The 19,209-nt window shown below is 75.4% G+C and carries 17 protein-coding genes and 2 pseudogenes; 7 read left to right on the plus strand and 12 right to left on the minus strand.

Annotated elements, in window-relative coordinates; translation table 11 throughout:
* Positions 1–279 precede the first annotated feature (279 nt).
* Entirely contained in the window at positions 280–1,131 is an 852-nt protein-coding gene (locus LUW75_RS00590) for an RNA polymerase sigma factor SigF (protein WP_250337500.1), read from the plus strand.
* 20 nt (positions 1,132–1,151) lie between these two features.
* Here LUW75_RS00590 and LUW75_RS00595 read toward each other — a convergent pair whose 3' ends face one another.
* The 3 genes from LUW75_RS00595 to LUW75_RS00605 form a co-directional block, all read right to left on the minus strand.
* Positions 1,152–2,339 (minus strand): phospholipase D-like domain-containing protein, encoded by a 1,188-nt coding sequence (locus tag LUW75_RS00595; RefSeq protein WP_250333855.1) that lies wholly within the window; start codon positions 2,337–2,339, stop codon positions 1,152–1,154.
* A gap of 776 nt (positions 2,340–3,115) precedes the next feature.
* A complete protein-coding gene (locus LUW75_RS00600) occupies positions 3,116–3,430 on the minus strand; it encodes a hypothetical protein (protein ID WP_250333856.1) in 315 nt (104 codons plus the stop codon).
* A gap of 303 nt (positions 3,431–3,733) precedes the next feature.
* Entirely contained in the window at positions 3,734–4,021 is a 288-nt protein-coding gene (locus LUW75_RS00605) for a hypothetical protein (RefSeq protein ID WP_250333857.1), read from the minus strand.
* 665 nt (positions 4,022–4,686) lie between these two features.
* On the opposite strand from LUW75_RS00605, the gene LUW75_RS00610 reads away from it, so the two are divergent.
* On the plus strand, positions 4,687–5,091 hold the full coding sequence (locus LUW75_RS00610) for a hypothetical protein (RefSeq protein WP_250333858.1): 405 nt from the start codon (positions 4,687–4,689) through the stop codon (positions 5,089–5,091).
* Positions 5,092–5,197: 106 nt separating this feature from the next.
* Here LUW75_RS00610 and LUW75_RS00615 read toward each other — a convergent pair whose 3' ends face one another.
* Positions 5,198–5,569 (minus strand): hypothetical protein, encoded by a 372-nt coding sequence (locus tag LUW75_RS00615; protein WP_250333859.1) that lies wholly within the window; start codon positions 5,567–5,569, stop codon positions 5,198–5,200.
* 145 nt (positions 5,570–5,714) lie between these two features.
* A complete protein-coding gene (locus tag LUW75_RS00620) occupies positions 5,715–5,918 on the minus strand; it encodes a cold-shock protein (RefSeq protein WP_019330262.1) in 204 nt (67 codons plus the stop codon).
* A gap of 871 nt (positions 5,919–6,789) precedes the next feature.
* Here LUW75_RS00620 and LUW75_RS00625 point away from each other — a divergent pair.
* Positions 6,790–7,167, plus strand: a complete 378-nt coding sequence (locus LUW75_RS00625; protein WP_250333860.1) for a hypothetical protein — start codon at positions 6,790–6,792, stop codon at positions 7,165–7,167.
* 381 nt (positions 7,168–7,548) lie between these two features.
* Here the strand turns inward: LUW75_RS00625 and LUW75_RS00630 are convergent, their stop codons facing one another.
* From LUW75_RS00630 to LUW75_RS00640, 3 genes are all read right to left on the minus strand, one after another.
* Positions 7,549–8,031 carry an ATP-binding protein gene (locus tag LUW75_RS00630; protein ID WP_250333861.1) on the minus strand — a complete coding sequence of 161 codons (483 nt, stop codon included), beginning with the start codon at positions 8,029–8,031 and terminating at the stop codon, positions 7,549–7,551.
* A gap of 109 nt (positions 8,032–8,140) precedes the next feature.
* Entirely contained in the window at positions 8,141–8,494 is a 354-nt protein-coding gene (locus tag LUW75_RS00635) for a helix-turn-helix domain-containing protein (protein ID WP_250333862.1), read from the minus strand.
* Positions 8,495–8,520: 26 nt separating this feature from the next.
* Complete coding sequence (locus tag LUW75_RS00640; protein ID WP_250333863.1) at positions 8,521–9,237, minus strand: hypothetical protein; 717 nt, start codon at positions 9,235–9,237, stop codon at positions 8,521–8,523.
* Positions 9,238–9,672: 435 nt separating this feature from the next.
* Here LUW75_RS00640 and LUW75_RS00645 point away from each other — a divergent pair, with 435 nt between their 5' ends.
* On the plus strand, positions 9,673–10,836 hold the full coding sequence (locus LUW75_RS00645) for a S8 family peptidase (RefSeq protein WP_250333864.1): 1,164 nt from the start codon (positions 9,673–9,675) through the stop codon (positions 10,834–10,836).
* A gap of 189 nt (positions 10,837–11,025) precedes the next feature.
* Here the strand turns inward: LUW75_RS00645 and LUW75_RS00650 are convergent, their stop codons facing one another.
* Positions 11,026–11,970 (minus strand): DUF389 domain-containing protein, encoded by a 945-nt coding sequence (locus tag LUW75_RS00650; RefSeq protein WP_250333865.1) that lies wholly within the window; start codon positions 11,968–11,970, stop codon positions 11,026–11,028.
* 521 nt (positions 11,971–12,491) lie between these two features.
* Here LUW75_RS00650 and LUW75_RS00655 point away from each other — a divergent pair.
* Positions 12,492–13,780: pseudogene (locus tag LUW75_RS00655) on the plus strand (MFS transporter).
* Between the two features lie 274 nt (positions 13,781–14,054).
* On the opposite strand, the gene LUW75_RS00660 reads toward LUW75_RS00655, so the two are convergent.
* Positions 14,055–14,717, minus strand: a complete 663-nt coding sequence (locus LUW75_RS00660; protein WP_250333866.1) for a lysophospholipid acyltransferase family protein — start codon at positions 14,715–14,717, stop codon at positions 14,055–14,057.
* 284 nt (positions 14,718–15,001) lie between these two features.
* Between LUW75_RS00660 and LUW75_RS00665 the strand changes: the two are divergent.
* Positions 15,002–16,313 (plus strand): annotated as a pseudogene (locus tag LUW75_RS00665) (cation:proton antiporter).
* Between the two features lie 45 nt (positions 16,314–16,358).
* Here LUW75_RS00665 and LUW75_RS00670 read toward each other — a convergent pair.
* On the minus strand, positions 16,359–16,979 hold the full coding sequence (locus LUW75_RS00670) for an L-threonylcarbamoyladenylate synthase (RefSeq protein ID WP_250333867.1): 621 nt from the start codon (positions 16,977–16,979) through the stop codon (positions 16,359–16,361).
* A gap of 100 nt (positions 16,980–17,079) precedes the next feature.
* Positions 17,080–17,559 (minus strand): C40 family peptidase, encoded by a 480-nt coding sequence (locus LUW75_RS00675; protein WP_250333868.1) that lies wholly within the window; start codon positions 17,557–17,559, stop codon positions 17,080–17,082.
* A gap of 615 nt (positions 17,560–18,174) precedes the next feature.
* Between LUW75_RS00675 and LUW75_RS00680 the strand changes: the two genes are divergently transcribed.
* Complete coding sequence (locus tag LUW75_RS00680; RefSeq protein ID WP_250333869.1) at positions 18,175–19,191, plus strand: isopenicillin N synthase family dioxygenase; 1,017 nt, start codon at positions 18,175–18,177, stop codon at positions 19,189–19,191.
* Positions 19,192–19,209 lie beyond the last annotated feature (18 nt).

The following is a 19,209-nucleotide window of genomic DNA, read 5'->3' on the forward strand; positions in this document are numbered from 1 at the left end:
CCTTCCGCCCCTCCCCCACCGGGGGCGCGACCGGGGCGCCGCCGGTCCCCCGCGCGGGACGCCACGGGCGGCAGGGGCCCCTCCGGGCCGGCGCCACCGCCGCGGGCGGCGTCCGGGCGCAGGCCGCCGCCCCCCGTACGCCGTACGGTGGCGGCGGCAGTGCCCGGCGACCGGTTTCCGCCTCGGGAAAACGGGAGGCATGGGGGAGGGACTTGCGGGTAGGCGCGCCACGTCGGCCCGTACGGGGCCGAAGAGAATCCGTAGATGAAGGAGGGGACGATGACGGTGGCGACGACCGGCACGAACACGAGGGCCATCGGCGGTATCGCCACGCTGCCGGAGGTGCCGGACCCCCGGAACGTCCCGCCGAAGGACGCGCGGGCCCTGACCAGGATCTTCCTGGAGCAGCTCGCGGTCCTGGAAGAGGGCACGCACGAGTACCAGTACGCGCGCAACACGCTCATCGAGATGAACATGTCCCTCGTGCGGTACGCGGCGGGCCGGTTCCGCAGCCGCAGTGACGAGATGGACGACATCGTGCAGGTGGGGATGATCGGCCTCATCAAGGCGATCGACCGGTTCGAGCTGTCCCGCGAGGTGGAGTTCACCACGTTCGCCGTCCCGTACATCGTCGGCGAGATCAAGCGGTTCTTCCGCGACACCTCGTGGGCGGTCCACGTGCCGCGCCGCCTGCAGGAGGCGCGCGTCGAGCTCGCACGGGCCACCGAGGAGCTGCGCACCCGGCTGGGGCGCACCCCCACCGTCAAGGAGCTCGCCGAGCTGATGAACCTGAGCGAGGAGGAGGTCATCGAGGCCCGTCTCGCGTCGAACGGCTACAACTCCTCCTCCCTGGACGCCGCGATCGGCGGCGACGAGAGCGGCGAGACCGCGCTGGCCGACTTCATCGGCTCCGAGGACCCCGCCATGGAGCTGGTGGAGGACTTCCAGGCCCTCGCGCCGCTGATCGCCCAACTCGACCAGCGCGACCGGCGGATCCTCCACCTGCGGTTCGTGGAGGAGCTGACCCAGGCCCAGATCGGCGAGCAGCTCGGCTGCTCGCAGATGCACGTGTCGCGCCTGCTGTCGCGCACCCTCAAGCGTCTGCGCGAGGGGATGCTGACCACGCGCTGACCGCGCGGGCCGCAGGCCCGCTACAGGAACCTCCGGATCGGAGTGACAGCCGCCTCCCGCACCCGCTGGAAGGCGGCTCGTCGCTTCCAGCGGGAGAGGTCGATGGCCACGCTGCGGGCGAGATCCTCGTCGAAGTGCCCGTCGAGGGTGGCGGTGAACTCCTCGTCGAGCACGGCGAGCATGATCTCCTCGTCGTGGTCCATGGAGCGGCGGTTGAAGTTCGTCGAGCCGATCAGCGACGCCACCCGGTCCACGGTGATGATCTTGGCGTGCATCATCGTGGGCTGGTACTGGCGGATCTCCACCCCGGCTTCCAGCAGCTCGGTGTAGTGGGCCTGCCCGGCGAGCTGGCAGGCGCGCTGGTCGGTGTACGCCCCCGGCAGCAGGATCTCCACCCGCACCCCCCGGCGCGCGGTGGCGCGGAGCAGGTCGACGAAGTACGCGTCGGGCGCGAAGTAGGCGGTGGCCAGGCGGAAGCGCTCCTCGGCCGAGGTGAGCATGACCCGGATGAGGGTCTGCATGTCCTGCCAGCCGATGCTCGCCGACCCCCGGACCACCTGCACGATCGAGGTGCCGTGCTGGGCCTGCTCGGTGAAGCGGTCGCGCTCGTCGTACAGGTCGTCGTGGCACTCGGCCCAGTTCTGGGCGAACGCCGCGGCGACGCCGTCCACGGCCGGCCCGCGCACCTGTACGTGCGTGTCGCGCCACTCGCCGGGGTTGCGGGCGTCGCCACACCACTCCCGGGCGATGCCGACGCCGCCGGTGTAGGCGATCCGCTCGTCGACGACGAGCGCCTTGCGGTGGCACCGGTGGTTCTGCTTGAACGGCGAGAGCCACACCGGTTTGCGGAACCAGGCGATCTGCACGCCGGCCGCGTCCATGTCGTCGAGCAGGTCCGCCTCTATCTGCCGGGCGCCGAACCCGTCGAGCAGGAGCCGTACGCGGACCCCGGCGCGGGCGCGCCCGGCGAGCGCCTCGGCGAACTCCGTGGCGATCTCCCCCCGCCAGTACACGAACGTCATCATGTCGACGGTGTGCCGGGCGGTGCGGATGGCGTCCAGCATGGCGGGGAAGATCTCGTCGCCGTTGCGCAGGGCGACGAGTTCGTTCCCCTCCGTGGCGGCCACGCCGATCAGCCGCTCCAGTCGCCGTCTGAGCCGCTGCTTGCGCTCGTCGCTGTCGGCGGCGGCGCCGGATGCGGCGGTCATACGGCGGCTCCCGGCGCGTGGACGGGTGCGCCGGCCCGGGACGGGGGCGCGTGGACGGCGCCCTCGACGCCGAAGTGGTCGGACATCAGTTCCCTACCTCCCTGGACGGCGCCCACCGGCGGCGGGCGGGCCGGCGGCGGGTGCCGGGCCTCCGGACGGGGCCCGTCCGGGGCGGTGGCCGGGGCGCTCCTTCCCGCCGGTACCCGGCCGCCGTAACGGCACCCGGCCCGCCCGCGGTCACGTCTCGTCGGCCGGGGGCCAAGGGTACGCACCCGGCCGGCGCACCTCATACCCGGCATCGCCCCCCGGCACTCCGGCACGGGCCGCTGCGGTCCCGCGCCACCGTCGGCCCGCGGAACGGGCGCCGTCTGCCGGGGCGGGCGCGGCCCCTCGGGACGTACGTCGTACGCCTACCGTCCCGCCCGTCCCGATGCGCGGTCGCCGCGGTGCCCGATCTTCGCGCCGGACCGGGCCGGGCCGCTCCGGGCCGTGGCCTCGCGGCGGTTCGGCCTCGGGGCCGCGGCGGGGGAGCGCCAAGCGCTCAGGAGCGGGGCTCGGTACGCGGGACGCCGGGCGCGCGGGGTGCCCCGGGGGCCGGGCGCGCGGGGGCGCCCCCGGACCGGCGGGATACGCGGACGGGCGGATCACCGAGCGGGACCCGGCCCTCCTCCCCGATCGCCACGGCGTCCGCGGCCCCCGCCGGTCCGGGGGCGCCCGGACCGGCGGGGCCCCGCCCGCGCACCCGGGGCTGTTCCCGGCGGGCGGCGCGCGGACGGTCAGGGTCGGGGGTTGGTGCGCTGCCACCGGGGGCGCGCGTCCTCACCGCGGCGCCCGGCGACCGAGGCGCACCGGTGGCACAGGCGCTGGACCCGGTCGGCCGCACCCCCGGACTCGGGCATCGCGTCGGTCCAGTGGACGTGGGGGAAGCGGACCAACAGCGAGCGGCTGAGGGAGAGCCCGCACACGGTTTCGTTCCGGCCGGGTTCCCAAGCGTGGGCCTCCCCCGCGGGCAGCCTGCGCCTGCGTCCTTCCTCCTCCTCGGTCCACTGCCCGGAGGCGGCGACCGCGTACTGCTTGCCTCGTGTTGCCATACCCCCCGACTACCCGGGGAGCGCCGGTCATGCGGCCGGAGCGCCGCTCCGGCGCCGGGACCGGTGGGGAAGGGCGTCCCGACGGCGTGGGGGCGGGCCGCCCGCCCGGCGGCGGGTCCCGCGCCCTCCGGGTCGGCGGCCGCCCCCGGAGCGCACCGTCCCGGTCCCGACGGTGAGGCGGGCAGCGGGCCGTGCACCGCCGCCGGGGGCACGGGCGGGCGCCGGGCGCCGCCCCGCCCGGCGCCCTTCGGCCCGTGGTGCCGGGCGGGACCCGGACGAGTGGGGCGCGGGCGAGCCGTGTGGTCAGCGGTACTCGTGGTGGCGGGGAAGGAACGCCTCCTTCCCCGCGGTCGGCGCCTGCACCGATCCGGTCTCCTCCTCGGCGCCCCCGACGTGCCGGGAGCAGTCCACGTACTCGTCGGTCGCCTCCCGGTTCGGCCGGTCGACGTCCTCGACGATGTTGCAGTCGCGGAACCACCCGCCCGGGTCGGCCTCCGGCGTACCGCCGTCGGCCGCCTGAGCGGTTCCGACGGCGCAGGCGGCGAGGGCCAGAGCGGCGAGCGTGCGGGCGAGGGCGTTCCCGGTCTTCACGGTTCTCCTGCCTTCCGGGTCGTTCCGTGTCGGTGCGCCGGCGGAGGGGGTGCGTACGTGTGCGGTCGACGGCCCGGCGGGGGTGCGGACACGGCCGCCGCCGCGGGCACCGTGTCCGCGACGGCGGCCGTGTCCGTGGTGGCGGGGCCGGGTCCGCGGTCCTCGTCGAGCGGCGCGCGGGGCACCGGCCGCGGGCACCGTGCGCCGGTGGGAGCGCACTGCGGCTCCCGCTCATTGTCGCCCCGCCCGCGGCCGGTGCCTGCGCAGCCGCTCGGGAAACCATTCTTCTGGACCATCGCGACGTCTCCCCCCGCCCCGTGCGGTCGAGGCGGGAACCGCCGGCGGGCCGCGCCTCCCGGCCGGGCCCTCCGGTCGCGCCGCCCGGGGACCCGGCCGGCCCGGGGGCCGAGGAGACCGGGAGGGGGCGCGGCCGACGCGCCGCTCCCGCGGGCATCGCCCGCCCGCGGCCGGTCCACCGCCTCCCGTCGGGCCGGCGGACCGCGTACCGCCGCGTCCGGGTCCGGGTCCGGGTCCTGCGGTTCGGGAAGGCACAGGGCCGGACGAGGTACACAGATCATCTGACATCGTGTCAAACAATCCGGTTATCCCCTTGTGTGCTTACGTTTCCGGTGAATCGTTCCCCTTCCTCACCTGGGAGACAGAGCATGCGTCAGTCCGTACGTATCTGGGGTGCCGGAATCGCCACGGCGGCCGTGGCCGGTTCGGTCGGCGCGGCGGTGGCCGTCGCCTCGCCCGCCACCGCTCAGCACAGGCTGGCCACCGCGACCGCGCCGGCCTTCTCGGCGAAGGCGTCGGTGAAGAACGTACGGGCCTGGCAGCAGTTCCGGATCCGCGGCGTCGCGCGGAACGTCCCCCCGGGCTCCCGGGTGACGCTCCAGCAGAGGACGGGTGGGCGCGGCTGGGCGACCCTCCCCGCGTCCATGAGGACCGACTCCCGCTCGATGTACACCATGCGCGTCGTGCTCGGCATGAAGGGCCACAACGAACTGCGCCTGGTCGACGCCCGCAGGCAGGCCGTCTCCCCCGTCATGGACGTCTGGGTGCGCTGAGCTCGGCCCTCCGCCCGGCACACACGACGGACGCCTCCACCGGTTCACCGGGGAGGCGTCCGCGCGTCCCGGCCCCGCGCCCCGGGCCGTCGTCCGCGGTCCGCGGCTAGCCGCGTGCCAGCTCGTCCGCCGTGCGCACCACCGCCTCGCGGGACACCTCCAGGGCCTCGTGGGACGCCTCGCGCGCCCGGCGCAGCCTGGCCCGGCCGTAGCGGAGGAGCATGGAGGCGCCGGAGGCGTAGGCCAGGGCCAGCACCCCTGCGGCGGCCCCCGGCGACCACGCCCGGGCCAGCCGCTCCTGGAGGGCGGAGTGCGCGGTCAGCGCCGCGAGCAGACCGCACGCTCCCCCCGCCGCGATGGCCGACAGGCCGTCACGGGTCCCCGTCACGGCCTCCCCCACGGTGCCCCCCAACTCCTCGCGTACGCTCATCGCTTCCCCGACCACCACGGCGACCACGTTCTCGGCTGAATCCGGCATGCCCCCCGTCTACCCGTCGGGTGCGCCCCCATACAGGCGGCGGGGCGGCGGCCCGGGGCGCCGTCGTGCCGTCGTGCCGTGACGGAGCGGGACAGGGCCCCGGAGCACACGGCTCCGGGGCCCTGGTGGTCGTACGACCGGCGGCTCAGGCGGGGGTGATGTTCTCCGCCTGCGGACCCTTCTGGCCCTGGGTGATGTCGAAGGTCACCGCCTGGCCCTCCTGGAGCTCGCGGTAGCCGGTGGCGTTGATGTTGGAGTAGTGCGCGAAGACGTCCGGACCGCCGCCGTCCTGCGCGATGAAGCCGAAGCCCTTTTCGGAGTTGAACCACTTCACGGTTCCGCTGGCCATGCTCATGCCTCTCAGTCGATGTCGGGCCCGCACCGCGCGAGCCCGGAGGTGATCGCCCTGGTTCTCAGGCACTGCACAGCAAGAAGCCCACGCCTCAGCGTGGGCAGGAACTGCGAACCACGACATCTGACCACGACGCTACACCGCGAAAACGCTCATCACCAGAGAGCAACTCCCTTCCTCTCGCGGTCGCGTCGCCGGCGGACCGGTACCGGCGGACGCGTCGCCGGTGGCGTCCGCCGCACCGCGACGGACGCTTCGAGCGGTGCGAGCCGGGGAGTCCGGGAGGGGCGGGGCGGGGGGCTTCCACGGTGTGGTGGGGGCCGGAGGCCAGGTCAGAGGTGGACACGCCGGGCGGGCGGGGCAGCCCGGAAGAGCCCCTTCACAGGGCGCCCGAGACGTCTTCGCATCGCCGCGGGCATCCGCCCGCCCACGACCCGAACGGGCGCTCCCCTCCTCCACACGGCCCACTCCCCGCGGACGGCGCCCGCGGACGGTCCGGGGCCGAAGCCCTCCGAAGCCCTCCGAAGCCCTCCGCGGGCCGCAGGAGGGGCGCCCCTGACGCCCGCGACGCGGCGGACCCGGCACCGACCGCCCCGCGGGAGCCGCGGACGACTGGCCGGGAAGGCTCCACGACAGTGGAGGGAAGTCCGTGCGGTCGTGACGGAGGGGCGCACGGTTCCGTCCGTACGGGGGGAGCGGCGGATGCGTCGCGGCGGGGCGCTCCCGGGAGACGGCCGCCGGGGCGTGCGGATCCCGCCGGCCGCGGGGGGCCGGCGGCCGGCGGGGTGTCCGCCACGCACGGCGCGGCTCGTTCAAGCCACCCGGCCTCCAACGGTTTTCGCGGCGGAAGACGGGTTACGCGCACCCCATGAGCGAAACGGACGAGAACAAGAGCAAGGGCACGGCCACGGGCACCGGCGCGAAGTCGGCCGGCGGGAAGGCCGGGGGCGCGGCCGCCGGGGCGGTCCGCCGCGCGACCCGGTCCGCCGGCGACCGCTCCGGGGAGGCCCGCGAGGAGACGGCGAGCACCCTCACGGGCTCCGCTCAGGCGCTGACCTCCAAGGTCGGCGTCGTGTGGCGCAAGGCGGCGGTACCGGCGCTGGGCGTCCTGAGGGCCAACGCGGTCACCGCGGGCGGCGTCGCGGCGGCGGCGACGGCCGTGGCGGTCGGGGCCTACGCCGGCGGACGCAGGTCCGTCCTGCGCGCCCACGGTCCCGTCACCCGGCTGACGGGCGGTCGGTTCTGAGGGGTGCCGGCGCGGCGCGCCGGCACCCTCCCCCATCGAGAGCCCCCGGCCCGGCGCCGGGGGCTCTCGGCGTGCCGTGGGCGCCCGCCGCGGGGAGCGCGTACCGGTCCGGGCGCGCTCCCGCCTGCGACCGGGGGCGGGAGGGACCGTCCTCCCCTGCGGCCTCCAGCGTCCCGGCGCCGCACCGGACCGGTGCCGACGTCAGGGGTACGGGCAGGACGCGGCCCTGCGCCGATCCGGGTCGGTGCGACGGACGACGGTCGTCACGCGGGGCTGCGGAGCAGGCGTCGGCACCGGTGCCGGCGCCGTCGATCGCGGGGGCGCCGGTACCGCGGGGGCCGTCGCACGCGGCGGCCCCGGCGGGCCGGGCGCCGGAGGGGCCTACTGCGGGTTCCGCCCGGAGACGTCCCCTCCGGGATCGTCGGGCAGGGCGATGCGCACGGTGATCCGCTTGCCGATCGGCTCGCGCCGGACCTCGAAGCCCTGGGCGACCGCCATGACGATCTCCAGCCCGTGCTGCCCGACCCTGCCCGGATCGGCGGCACGGGCCACGGGCAGCACCGGATCGCTGTCCCACACCGTCGCCTCCACCGCGTCCCCCGCCACCCGCAGTTCCAGGAGCGCGGGCCCGGGTGCGTACTTGCAGGCGTTGGTGACCAGCTCGCTCACCACCAACTGCGTCAGGTGCATCGCACGCGACGAAACGGGCAGGCCGTGCTCGCCCTGGACCCGGGTGAGGAACTCCGCCGCGGCGTCGCGCCCCTGCGCGATGCAGGCGGTGCCGCCCTCCAGGGCGACGATCGTCTCCACCGGGTGCGTCGCCGGCGCCGTACGTTCCTGGGCACCGTGTGCCGATTTCACCATGTCCGTCCTCACTCCCCCGTTGACGAACCCCCGTCTACCCGGTGTTCGCCTCCTCACACCCCTTCGTTCCCCGGCACGGCGGACCGGTCCGGTCCCGCGACCCCGGGCCTCAGTCGAGGAGGCCCAACCGGACCGCCCGCACCCCCGCCGCGAAGCGGCTGTCGGCGCCGAGCTTGGCCACCAGCGAGGTCAGCAGGCGGCGCAGGGTGCGCTCCGAGCAGCCCAGCCTGCGGGCGATCGCCTCGTCCTTCGCCCCGGCGGCGAGCAGGGCCAGCACTTCGCGCTCCCTCGGCGAGTAGTCCTCCGGCGCGCCACCGGTTCCGGGGCACCTCGCGGAGACCGCCGAGTGGCCGGTGGCCCAGTGGTGATCGAACACCTGGACGAAGGAATCGGCGAGCCGTGCGCTGTGCAGGATGACGTCGCCCGAGGGTCCGCCCCGCCCGTCCGCGGACCCGAGGGCCATGACGGTCACGGACCGGTCGAAGACGTTCAGGTGGAGGGGGCGGTGGGGACCACGCGCACCCGGGCGCCGTGGTCCACCAGGGCGGAGACGTACCGCGTGACGCCGGTGCGCCGCATGGCCCGGGCTGCCACCAGCAGGCGCAGGTCGATCCCCCGTTCCAGCAGCCGCAGGTCGCTCTCGAGACTCTCCTCCAGCACCTCCCGGGCGGGGAAGCCCGTGCGCATGCCGAGGAGCTGCTCCCGGCACAGCGTGTCCAGGTCTTCCATCCGCTTGCGCAGCCTGGTGCGGTCGTCGAAGAACTCCGCCTCCACGATCTCCCGTCCGAAGGGCGTCATGACCGGGATCAGCCTCAGGACGTCGTCTACGGCTTCCAGGCCCCGGTGGAGCTCCTCCCGGTACCGGTCGATTCGCGACCGGTGCTCGTCGAGCAGCTCGTGCAGGGCCCGCTGGGGCGACCGCACCTGCCGGCACGCCTCGTCGAGCAGCCTCCGCTCGGTGAGCCAGCGGCGTACGTCCCCGGGCAGCGCTCCGGGGTCCCCGGGCGGCGGCCCCTGCGCACCGGCCCCGGAGGCGGGTGGCCCGGAGGACGGCTCCGTCCGCCGGGTGAGCGTCTCGTAGGCGGCCCGGGCCGCGGCCAGGATCCTGCGGTGCTCGTCGGCCGGCTCTCTCCGGTACGCGTCCGACGCGCACTCCGGCACTGCGGGTGGCCCTTCGGGAGGCTGGTGGGGGGGCTTCGGTCGCATGGGCACGACCATAGGTCCGCCGACCGCGCTTTGACCACGGACGGACACCTCCCCGCCTCCTCCGTGTCCGCCGGCGGTCACGCCTGATTCGGCCGTGGCGAACGGATCACCGCGTCGATATGTTTTCGCCGCACCAGGAATTCGCCTCGGACCCGCCGGGCGGCGACCCCGCCCCGCGTCCGTGGCCGCGGTGTGCACCGGCCGTCCCGCCGCGAGGAACGGGAGGACCGGTGCGGGCGGATCCTCGACACGCCCGCAGCCGCACCGCACCGCGGTCGCGCGGCGCCCGTCGTCGCGTCGCACCGTTCCACCCCCGCGTGCCGCCATCCCCAACCGATCGGGTCACCCCGGGTGCCCCTGTGGCCCGGCGGCACGCCCCCCACACCGGCCGGGACAGCGGTCCCGCCGGAAAAACGATGAGGTGTTCGCTTCCCCATGCGTAGAACCCACATAGGCGCGCTCGTCCTGGCCCTCCCCCTGGGCCTCGTCCCCGCCGTCGGCACCGCCGCCTCCGCGGCCGAGCCGGCGCCCGCCCCGCTGGTGAAGGTGGCGGAGGCTCCCGCCGCCACGGAGATCAAGGGCCGCTACATCGTGACCCTCAAGGCCGGCGCCGACCCCGCCGGTCTCGCCAAGGCCAAGTCGGTCAAGACCCGGCACGTGTTCGAGGAGGTCCTCAACGGCTTCGCCGCGGACCTGAGCGCCGGCCAGCTGGAGGCGCTGCGGCGCGACTCGCGCGTCCTGTCCATCGAGGAGGACCAGAAGGTCGGCGCCGCGGCCACGCAGACCAACGCCCCCTGGGGCCTGGACCGCATAGACCAGCGCAGCGGGCGCAACGGCACGTACACCTACGCCCGCAACGGCGCGGGCGTGACCGCGTACATCATCGACACGGGCATCGCCACCGCCCACACCGACTTCGGCGGCCGCGCCCGCAACGTCTTCGACGCCTTCGGCGGCAACGGCCAGGACTGCAACGGCCACGGCACCCACGTCGCCGGCACCGTCGGCGGCGCCACGTACGGCGTGGCCAAGGGCGTGCAGCTGCGCGGCGTGCGCGTGCTCGACTGCCAGGGCTCCGGTTCGTTCTCCGGCATCATCGCGGGCTTCGACTGGGTCCGGCAGAACGCCGTCAAGCCGGCCGTGGCCAACGCCTCCCTGGGCGGCGGCTACTCCGAGGCCCTGAACAACGCCGCGGCCGCCCTGGCCAACTCCGGCGTCCACCTGGCCGTCGCGGCGGGCAACGAGAACCAGGACGCCTGCAGGGTCTCCCCGGCCAGCGCCTCGAGCGTCATCTCGGTCGCCGCGTCGGACTCCTCGGACCGCAAGGCGAGCTTCAGCAACTACGGCACCTGCACCGACCTGTACGCCCCCGGAGTGGACATCACCTCCGCCCGCCCCGGTGGCGGCTCCACGACGATGAGCGGCACCTCGATGGCCTCCCCGCACGTCGCCGGTGTGGCGGCCCTGTACAAGTCGGCCTACGGCGACGCCTCCAGCGCCACCGTCAACAACTGGCTGGTCAGCAACAGCACCGCCAACGTGATCAGCGGCAACTACAGCGGCACCCCCAACCGCCTGCTGTTCAAGTCCTCCCTCTGAGTCACCCGTCCGGCGCCGCCCCCTCACACGGGGCGGCGCCGGGAGACGGGGCCCGGCCGGGCGTGTCCCCGGCCGGGCCCCTTCGGCGTGCCGCCCGGCCGGAAGCCCCACGGCCCGGAAGGCCGTCCGCGGCGGGCCGCCGGCGTACCGGCCCGGCGCGGTCGGCGCCTCTCCGCCGGGTGCGGCCCGCTACGGACGGGACGGACGCGCCGCGCGCCGACGCCGCGCCCAGAGCGTCTTCTGGACGAACAGGGTCAGCGTGCCGGCGACGACGATGCCGAGCAGGTTGAGCAGCAACTGCTCGGTCGACCCCCGGGTCTGGCCGAACTCCCCGTACGCCAGCGCGACCGCCGCGTTCGCCGCCGCCGGGACGGTCGTCACCGAGATCGCCACGCCGACCAGTGCGCCCGACTTCGCCGACGTCAGCGACAGCGTCCCCGCGACGCCCGCCAGCACGGCGACGACGAAGGAGAACCGGTCCGGGGCGTAGATGAAGCCCGTGTTCGGCCGCTCGCCACCCAGCCGCTCCGCGGAGAACAGCCCGGCGGCGTCCATGAGGAGGGTGAACAGCACCGTGATCACCATGGCCGCGGCGAAACCGACGAAGAGGGCCGCCATCGACCGCCACGCCAGCCGCGGGGTGCGTTGCACCAGTGCCGTGCAGACCCCGGCGAGCGGCCCGAACTCCGGTCCGACCGCCATCGCGCCCACGATCAGGATCGCGTTGTCCAGCACCACACCGCACGCGGCGATCATCGTTGCCAGCGCCAGGAACGCGATGTAGGTGACGGAGAGCGTGGACTCCTCGTGCGTCGCTTCGGCCAGGTGCTCCCACAGCACCGCGTCCGCGGCCTCGCCCGGAGTCTCCCTCTCCGCCTCGTCGGCCCGTTTCGACAGGAGCAGGTCGACGTTCTCGACCGCGATGGCGCCGTCCTCGCCGAGCCCCCTCGCCCGCAGTTCGGCGATCAGCCCGTCGCCGGCCTCGCGCGCCACGTCGAACATGACCACGTCGCCCGCGGGACTGCGGGCCGCACCCGGCAGCACCGCGAGGTGCGCGCAGCCGACCGTCCCCTCCACGAGCCGTACGACGTCGTCGGTCCGGTCGGCCGGCACGATGACCCGTAGATGCAGCACAGCGTCTCCTCCGTGTCTCCGCGGCGGCGCCGCCGCGTCCGGCGGCCGCCGTCCCCGCGCGCCACATCGTACGGGCGCGGGAACGGCGGCCCCGGGCCGCGCGGGGACCGCCGGAACGGCTCCGCCCGGCGCGGCGCGACCCGGTGCGCGGTCCCGGGACGGGGCGCGGTCCCCGTACCCGAGGGGCGGGGCGGCCTGCGGCGGTGCCCGGCCGGGGGCCGCCGCACGGCCTCCGTGCACGAGGGGGGCGGGGCCGCGTTCAGGTGCGACGCCGTGTGCTTCCCGTCCGCGGTTCCCCGTGCGCGGGGGGCGGGGCGGCCCGGGGCCGGGGAGGACGCCGAACCGCCTCCGCCTCCCGCTCCGACACCGCCGGTGGGGCCGCGCGTCCCGCAGGCCCGGGTGTGCCCCCGGTGGGCCGAGGGCCACTCCGTAAGGGTCGAAACCCACGCCGCTCCTATACTTCAGCTCATGCGACCCCACCCTGTCCTCCCCCGCGCCCCGTGGGCCCCGCGGTGAGCGGGATCTCCGGAACCGGAACCGCCGGCAAGGCCGACGGTCCCCCGGCCCCGACGGCCCCGCGGCGGCGGCGCGTACTCGCCGACCTGACCCCGTTGCGCACCAGCGCGGACTACCGCCGCCTGTGGGTGGGCAACACGATCTCCTGGACCGGCCAGGGGATGACCACCCTCGCGATCTCCCTCCACGTGTACGAACTGACGGGGTCGAGCTTCTCCGTGGGCCTCGTCGGCCTGTTCTCGCTCGTCCCCCTCGTCGCGTTCGGCCTGTACGGGGGCGCCGTGGCGGACGCGGTCGACCGCCGGCGCCTCGGCCTGGCCAGTGCGGCCGGGCTGGCCGGGCTCTCCGTGGTCCTGGCCGCCGGCACCCTCGCCGGCTTCCACCGGGTGTGGTTCCTCTACGCGGTGGTGGCGCTGCAGGCGGTCTGCGCCGCCGTCAACGCCCCCGCCCGCAGCGCGATGATCCCCCGCCTCCTGCCGAAGGAGCAGCTCCCGGCGGCCAACGCCCTGTCGTCGATGACCACGACCTCCGGGGCCCTCGTCGGCCCCATGCTGGGCGGACTGGTCGTCGGGGCGTGGGGGTACGAGGCGGCCTACCTGATCGACGCCGTCGCCTTCGGCGCCGCCCTCTACGCGATGTGGCGGCTGCCCGCGATGCCGCCGCTGCGCGCCGGGGGGCGAAGCGGCCCTCCGTCCTGGAGGGGTTGCGGTTCCTGGCCACCCGCCCGAACGTGCGCATGACGTTCTACACCGACTTCTGCGCGATGATCCTCGCCCATCCGCGGGCGCTGTTCCCGGCGCTGGCGGTGCTGTCGTACGGGGGCGACGCCCGGACGACCGGCCTGCTCGTCGCCGCGCCCGCCGTCGGCGCCCTCCTCGGCGGCGTCTTCTCCGGCTGGCTGGGCCGGATCCACCGCCACGGCCTGGCCATCACCCTGGCCGTCGCCGCGTGGGGGGCCGCGGTCGCCGTGTTCGGCCTGACCCGCCACCTGTGGCTGGGCCTGGTCTTCCTCGCCGTCGCCGGCTGCGCGGACACCGTCTCGATGGTCTTCCGGTCCACCGTGCTCCAGACGGCCGTCCCCGACGAGATGCGCGGCCGCCTCCAGGGCGTCTTCATCATCGTGGTCGCGGGCGGCCCCCGGGCCGGCGACTTCCTGGCCGGAACCGCCGGCGACCTCTTCTCGCCGACCGCCGCCGTGGTCGCCGGGGGCGCTGCGTGCGTGGTGGCCGTGGGGCTCCTCACCCTCGCCCGTCCCGGCTTCCTCCGCTACGACGCCCGCGACCCCCGGGCGTGACCCGCCCGGTCCGAGGGCCGGAGGGACCCCCGGGCGGCGGAGGCGGCCGTCTCCCGGTCCCGGGCCGCGTACCCGTACCGATCGGGGCGCCGGGGGTGCGGTCCGAGCCCGCGCGCCGGCCTCCCCGACCGGTGCCGGCCACCCGGCCCCGCCGGCGGCGCGTTCCGGTGGCGGGGCCGCCCCCTCCGGTCGCCCGGGCCCGGCGCGCGCGGCGGGCGGGCGGCCGGGTACGGCCGGTGGACGCCGGGCGCGGTCGCGGGCCGGGGCGGGCACGTCACACGGTGAGGGCCGGTGACCGGTCGAGGTGGGCGGTCGCCGTCCGCCAGGCGGCCGTCACCGCCGCGTGCGCCCGGGCGGTGTTCGCGGCGCGGTCGCCGGCCGGGGTCAGCGGTGCGCCCACGTGGACGTGGAGGGCGGGGCGGCGGAGCGGCGCGGTGAGGACGCCCGCCACCTGCCCGGCCGCGCCGCCGGACATGACCCGCCGGGCCCCCGCCTGCCCCACGGGGACGACCGGCGCGCCGGTCCGCTCCACCAGGCGGGACAGGCCGCTGCGGAAGGGGCCCGGTGCGGTCTCGGCGCCCTCCCCGTACGCGTGGATCCCCCCTTCGGGGTAGATGAGAACGGACCTGCCCCGGGCGAGGGCGTCCTCCGCCAGGTCGAGTGCGCGCGCCGCGCGGCGGCCGCCCCGGTGCACGGGGATGTGCCCCTCGCGGGCGAGGGCGTGTCCGAGCAGGGGGACCCCCCACAGTCCCGCCGCCGCCATGACGACCGGCCGGACGCCGAGGCGGCGCAGTGCGGCGAGCACGACGGCGGGGTCGGCGAGCGAGGTGTGGTTGGGGGCGATGACGCTGCCCGGCGGGAACTCCGCGTCCCGGTCGGCGGTCACCGACAGGCGCCCGAAAACGGGTACCAGGGCGTGGGCGAGGCGGCTGAGCATGCGGGTCTCCCGGTTGCGGCGGTGTCGGTCGCCATCGTCGGCGACCGGGTCGGGGCGGGGACTGAGTACCGGTACTCAATTCGATCACGTGTGCGCGTCCGGGCGGGATCCGCTTCGCGCGGTGGGCGGGAGCGGGAGGGTGGGCCCGCGTCTCCGGGCGGGGTGCGGCCGCGCCCCGGTGGGGCGGACCCGCGTGCCGCCCGGGTGCTCCGGGTCGGGAGCGCGCTCGTGCGTCGCCCGGGTGGGGGGGCGTACCGGTGGGGCGCCGGGGGCACACGTCTGCGGTGAGCTCGGGTGACTTCTTCTTCGCGCTGTTCGGGGCCGGTGCGCTCGCGGCCGCCGTGCTGCCGCGGCTCGTGGCCGGGCGGCCGCTGTCCATGCCGCTCGTCTTCCTGCTGTGCGGAATGGCCCTCCAGGCGTCGCCGCTGCCGCTGCCCGAGATCGATCCGGTGGGCGACCGGGTGTGGGTCGAGCACCTCACCGAGGTGTGCGTCATCGTCTCGCTCATGGGCGCCGGGCTCGCCCTGAACCGGCCCGTCGGGTGGCGGCAGTGGCAGGCGTCGTGGCGACTGCTGGGCGTGACGATGCCGCTGACCGTCGCGGCCACCGCGCTGCTCGCCTGGTGGCTGACGGGCTGGCCGCCCGCCGCCGCGCTGCTGCTCGCCGCCGTCCTCTCCCCCACCGACCCGGTGCTCGCCTCCGAGGTGAGGGTCGGCGCGCCCACCGAGTCCGAACACGACGAGGACGAGGTGCGGTTCGCCCTGACCAGCGAGGCCGGGGTCAACGACGGCCTCGCCTTTCCCGTCGTCATGGCGGCGGTCGCGCTGGCGGCGGCCGCCGGTACGGGGCTGTCCGGCGCGTGGATCGGGCGGTGGCTGGTGGTCGACGTGGTCTACAAGTGCGCCGTCGGCGTCCTGGCGGGGCTGGCCGTGGGCAAGCTGCTCGGCTGGCTGTTCTTCCGCGCCGGGTGGGAGTCGATGCGGCTGTCCGAGCACCGCGACGGGTTCGTCGCCCTGGGCGCCACCTTCCTCGCGTACGGGGTCACGGAACTCGCCCACGGGTACGGCTTCCTCGCCGTGTTCGTCACCGCGTGCCGGATCCGGGCCGCCGAACGCGCCCACGGATACCACACCGTGCTGCACGACTTCGTCGAGCAGATCGAACGGCTCATGACCGCCGGGCTGCTCTTCCTGCTCGGCGCCTTCGTCGCGCAGGGCGCCCTCGCCGAGCTGACCTGGCGGGGGTGCCCTCGTCGGTCTGCTGCTGCTCTTCGCCGTCCGTCCGCTGACCGGGTGGGTGGCGCAGTTCGGCACCGCCGCCGGCCCCCGGGAGCGCGTCGTGGCCGCCTTCTTCGGCATCCGGGGCATCGGGTCGCTGTTCTACCTCGCGTACGCCCTCGGCGTGGAGGGATTCCACGTCGCGGCGGGAGAGCTCTGGGCCGTCGTGACCTTCACCGTCCTCACCTCCGTCGTCGTGCACGGGGTCAGCGCCTCGCCCGCCATCTCGCGCCTGGACCGGATGCGGTTGCTCAGGGCCCGGCGCAGGCACCGCGGCAGGCGGCCCGGGGACGACGAGGTCGCGCACGAGCGGCTCTGACGCCCTTCTCGGCACGGCCCGCGGCGGGACGGGCCGTACCGGCGGCTACTCGAAGCGGGAGGGGTCGCCGGCGCCCCGGCGGACGATCTCCGGCGCGCCGCCGGAGAAGTCGACGACGGTGGTCGGCGCGGTACCGCAGTCGCCCGAGTCGAGGACGGCGTCGACGACGTGGTCGAGCCGGTCCTTGATCTCCCAGCCCTGCGTCATCGGCTCCTCCTCCCCGGGCAGCAGCAGCGTGCTCGACACCAGCGGCTCGCCCAGTTCGGCGAGGAGGGCCTGGGTCGTCGTGTGGTCGGGGATGCGCACCCCGACGGTCTTCTTCCTCGGATGCTGCATCTGGCGCGGCACCTCCCTCGTCGCGGGGAGGATGAAGGTGTAACGCCCCGGTGTCGCGGACCTCAGCGTCCGGAACACGTCGTTGTCGATGTGCACGAACTGGCCGAGCTGGGCGAAGTTCCGGCACACGAGGGTGAAGTGGTGGCGGTCGTCCAGGTCGCGGATGCCGCGGATCCGCGCCAGCCCCTCGCGGTTCCCCAGCTTGCAGCCCAGGGCGTAGCAGGAGTCCGTGGGGTACGCGACGAGGCCGCCTGAGCGGATCATCTCGGCCACACCGCCGATGACGCGGCGCTGCGGGTCGTCGGGGTGCACATCGAAGTACTTCGCCATCCGGCGAGCTTAACGCGCCGCCCCGGCAAGGCCCGGGTACCGGGCTCAGGTCCGCCGGGGTCCCCGCCCGGAGGGGGGACCCCGGCCCGACGGCCCGGCGTCAGCGCACGCGGCCGTAGAGGACCCTCTTGGTCCAGATCCGCTCCAGCTTCACCACCGAACCGGCCTTCGGGGCGTGCCAGACCCGGTTGTTCCCCGCGTAGACGCCGACGTGGTAGACGCGGCCGCCGGAGTGGAAGAAGACCAGGTCGCCCTTGTGGAGGGCGGAGGCCGAGATGTGGCGTGTGCGGTTGTACTGCTGCTGCGCGGTGCGCGGCAGGGTCTTGCCGGCCTGCTTGTACGCGTACAGCGTGAGGCCGGAGCAGTCGAACCGGGAGGGGCCCGCGGCCCCGTACTTGTAGGGGGAACCCTTCTTCGAGGCCGCCACGTTGAGGGCCTTCGTGGCGTACGCGGGGCCCGCGGCCCGCGCGTCGGGGGCGGCGCCCGGTGCCAGCAGCGTGCCGGCGAGGGCGGTGAGGGTCAGGGCCGAGACGGCACCGGTTCGGGACAGTACGGACGGAACGTGATTCTGCGCGGTCATGCGCAACCCTTCGTCATCCGCCTGCGAAGGATGGCCTGTCGGGTTCGGGCAGGCGAAGTTGCCCGGCCGCTGACGCGGCTTCACCCCGAGGGGCGGCGGTCGTGCGCACGCCCCGGTACTGCTGGGTCCTCCACTCCTGCCGATCCACTTCACGTCGACCAGATCCGGACGGCGGCAGGACTCGGCGTCCGCCCGGACCGCCTCGCCACGGCGGCGAGGGCTTGTCGTCGTCTGGGATCTTGACCCATGACGGAGGGAATCTTCGAATGGAATCGGCGTTTTGTGAGACTCCTCACCGTTGGCCGAATCCGCGGGTGACGGGCGGACGAAGGGTTACGCGGGCGTGTCCGGGAGGGGGTGTGGCAGGCGTCCCCGGGTGGTACCGGCCGCCGCGCGTTACGCTGTCCCGGTGACTCTTCTCGTGATGCGCCGGCACGTGGACTACGTGCGCGTCACGACCATGAGCTGTCCGCGCCAGGACTGACCTCCCCCCTCTCCCCTCGGTCCTGCAGCGGGCGCCTCCCCGGGCGTTCCGGCCGGCGTTCTCCGCACGTCGCGTTCCGCCCCCTTCCCGGGTGGCAGGGCCTCGTGACACGCGAAACGGACGACCACGCCATGCCTGCCTCGACCGCCACCGGCCACCGCGACCTCCCCGTCATCGACCTGTCCGCGGCGGGCGATCCGCGGGCCCGCGGGGCGTTCCACCGCGACCTGCTCGCCGCGGCACGCGACGTGGGGTTCCTCCATCTGACCGGGCACGGTGTCGAGGAGCGGGAGACCGCCCGGATCATGGAGCTGACCCGGGCGTTCTTCGCCCTGCCGGAGGAGGACCGGCTGGCGCTCGGCAACCTGAACTCGCCGCACTTCCGCGGGTACACCCGGATCGGCCGCGAGCTGACCGGCGGCCGGTCCGACTGGCGCGACCAGTTGGACGTCGGCGCCGAGCGGCCCGCCGTCGAGGTGGGCCCCAACGATCCGGCGTACCTGTGGCTGGAGGGGCCCAACCAGTGGCCCGCCGCGCTGCCGGAGCTCCGCACGGCCGTCCTCGCCTGGCAGGACCGGCTCGCCGTGGTCGCGCACCGGCTGCTGCGGGAACTGCTCACCGCGCTCGGGGCGCCCCCCGACCACTTCGACGGCGCGTTCGCCGACCGCCCCCACCTGCACACCAAGCTCGTCCGCTACCCCGGCTCGGCGCCCGCGGGAGACGGCCAGGGCGTGGGCGCGCACAAGGACTACGGCTTCCTGACGCTGCTCCTCCAGGACGGGGTGGGGGGCCTGCAGGTGCGGTCCGGCGACGGCTACCTGGACGTGCCGCCGCTGCCGGGGGCGTTCGTCGTCAACCTGGGCGAGCTGCTGGAGATCGCGACCGACGGGTACCTGTCGGCGACCGACCACCGGGTGGTCAGCCCTCCCGGCGCGGTGGAGCGGTTCTCCGTCCCGTTCTTCTACAACCCCCGGCTGGACGCGGTGATCGAGGCCGTGCCCGGCCCGTATCTGGAGCACGCGCCCGGCGTCTCCCGGGACCGCGCCAACCCCCTGCACGCGGAGTACGGCCGCAACGAGCTGAAGGGGTGGCTGCGGGCCCACCCGGAGGTCGCCCGGCGCCACCACCCCGGGCTCGCCGCGGGGTGACCGCCCGGGGACGGCTCC

The organism is Streptomyces sp. MRC013 (assembly GCF_023614235.1).
GTDB lineage: Bacteria > Actinomycetota > Actinomycetes > Streptomycetales > Streptomycetaceae > Streptomyces.